Consider the following 2,265-nt stretch of genomic DNA (forward strand, 5'->3'; position numbering starts at 1 on the left):
AATCAAGGCGGTCAAGATGCCCACCCCACAAGATATCAAGACTCCACCAAATATCAAGACCCCACCAAATATCAAACTGCTGGGGATGCGATCGAGTTATTGGAAGAATACGCAGCTAATTTAGTAGAACAGCTAATCGCAACCCATAACAAACAACAGACTATTGACCGAAAAAAAGGGGTTTCAATCCTTCCATTTCAAGATGAATCATCAATAAATTTTGACGAATTTCAAGCTTTGTCCGATCGTTGCGAAGCCAATCCCAAATCCCAAATCCCAAATCCCAAATCGGATGACAGCGGAAAATTAACCAAGCGCGAATTAGATTGGATAAGCACTTACCTCCTACCCGCACTGCAACAAACTCAACAAGAAATCACCCAATTGTTGCGCGGTTTGGACGGTCGATTTGTACCTAGCGGCCCATCTGGCGCACCCACGCGGGGACGCCCGGAAGTGTTGCCTACTGGTCGCAATTTTTACTCGGTTGATATTCGCAGCCTGCCGACGGAAACAGCCTGGAATGTAGGTCGAAAAGCGGCTGAAACTTTGATTGAGCAATATACGCAGTCAAATGGTGAGTATCCTAAAACATTAGGATTATCCGTATGGGGAACTGCGACGATGCGGACTGGCGGCGATGATGTGGCGCAGGCGTTGGCATTGCTGGGGGTGCGACCTGTGTGGGATGGCCCATCGCGGCGGGTAGTAGATTTTGAGATCTTGCCAGTTGCGGTTTTGGGGCGTCCCCGTGTGGATGTAACGCTGCGAATTTCGGGTTTTTTCCGGGATGCTTTTCCGAATTTAATCGATTTATTCGATCGCGCTGTAGCGGCGGTAGCGGCGTTGAACGAACCGTCGGAAGACAATCCTTTGGCGGCGCAAGTGAAGCAAGAAAGGCAATTCTGGGTTGCTGCGGGGTTGAGTGAAGAACAGGCAGAAATGCGATCGCACTATCGCATTTTTGGTTCTAAGCCGGGTGCCTACGGTGCCGGTCTGCAAGGTTTAATTGAAGCGCAAAACTGGAAGGATGAGCAAGATTTAGCGCGTGCTTATATTAATTGGAGTAGCTATGCTTACACATCCAGTCATAGGGAAACAGAAGCACAGGAAAATCCCAAATCCCAAATCCAAAATCTCAAATTCGGTATTGCAGCACCAGAAGCATTTGAACAGCGTCTGCGGCAGATGCAAATAGTTCTGCACAATCAAGATAACCGCGAACACGATTTGCTCGATTCCGATGATTACTATCAATTTCAGGGTGGGTTAACAGCAGCAGTTCGCGCCTTAACTGGAAAAAATCCCCAAACTTATTTTGGCGATAATTCTCTGCCTGAAAATCCCAAAGTCAGACAGCTGCGATCGGAAATTGCGCGAGTATATCGTTCTCGCGTAGTCAATCCCAAGTGGATAGCGGGAGTGATGCGCCACGGTTACAAAGGCGCGTTTGAAATGTCCGCGACGGTGGATTATTTATTTGCCTACGATGCTACAGCTAACTGTGTGGAAGATTTTATGTATCGAGGAGTGGCAGAGGCGTATTTATTTGAGCCATCTGTGCAGGCATTTATCCAAGAAAAAAATCCTTGGGCGTTGCGAGATATGGCAGAAAGATTGTTAGAAGCACATCAGCGCGGGTTGTGGCAAGATGTTGAGCCAGAGATGGTAGATAAATTGCGATCGCTCGTTCACCAAGCTGAAGGTGTAATTGAATCTACCTCCTTTATGCAATTCTAAAACTAGAATAAAGGTTGCTGAAAGTTTTGGTGCAGAATGGAGAGGGAGTGGAGGAAGTGCGATCGCGCTTAGGCCACAAGTTAGGATATAGTAGTAACAAAATTTATGGCAAGTAAAATGAACAATTGGCAAGAAAGTATCAGCATCGACCCCAAGGTTTGTCACGGGAAACCTTGCATCAAAGGAACGCGCATCATGGTTTCAGTTATTCTTGATAATCTAGCAGAGGGACTAACAGCGGAAGAGATCGTAGCTGAATATACACCACTTACTTTGGAAAATGTAAAAGCGGCTATTTCCTATGCTGCTGCACTGGCGAGAGAAGAAGAATTACTACCACTTAGATAGATAAGAATGCTTGTTAAATTAGATGAGAATATGAGTAACTCTCACGCCGAGTTCCTGCGACAGGCGGGTTATGATTGCGACAGGGTTACTGATGAAGGACTCTCGGGTGCAGATGATGAGATTGTATGGCAACAAGTTTGTGCGGAAGGACGTTTTTTTATTACGCTAGATTTAGAT

General features: G+C 46.3%; 3 protein-coding genes. All 3 read left to right on the forward strand.

Going from position 1 to position 2,265, the window contains the following annotated elements; translation table 11 throughout:
• On the forward strand, positions 1–1,740 hold a 1,740-nt coding region (locus H6S82_RS29890), incomplete at its 5' end, for a cobaltochelatase subunit CobN (RefSeq protein ID WP_242057163.1).
• Between the two features lie 117 nt (positions 1,741–1,857).
• Positions 1,858–2,088: a DUF433 domain-containing protein gene (locus H6S82_RS29895; RefSeq protein WP_190465233.1), complete on the forward strand. Its 231-nt coding sequence runs from the start codon at positions 1,858–1,860 to the stop codon at positions 2,086–2,088.
• A 6-nt stretch (positions 2,089–2,094) separates the two neighbouring features.
• Positions 2,095–2,265 (forward strand): DUF5615 family PIN-like protein (locus H6S82_RS29900; RefSeq protein WP_191057227.1); only part of this gene is annotated, 171 nt, incomplete at its 3' end.

Origin of the sequence: Planktothrix sp. FACHB-1355 (assembly GCF_014748295.1) — a bacterium.
Classification (GTDB): Bacteria; Cyanobacteriota; Cyanobacteriia; order Cyanobacteriales; family Aerosakkonemataceae; genus Aerosakkonema; species Aerosakkonema funiforme_A.

Coding starts and splice junctions, on each gene's coding strand:
- H6S82_RS29895 (WP_190465233.1), top strand. CDS start 1,858: ATGAACAATTGGCAAGAAAGTATCAGCATCGACCCCAAGGTTTGTCAC.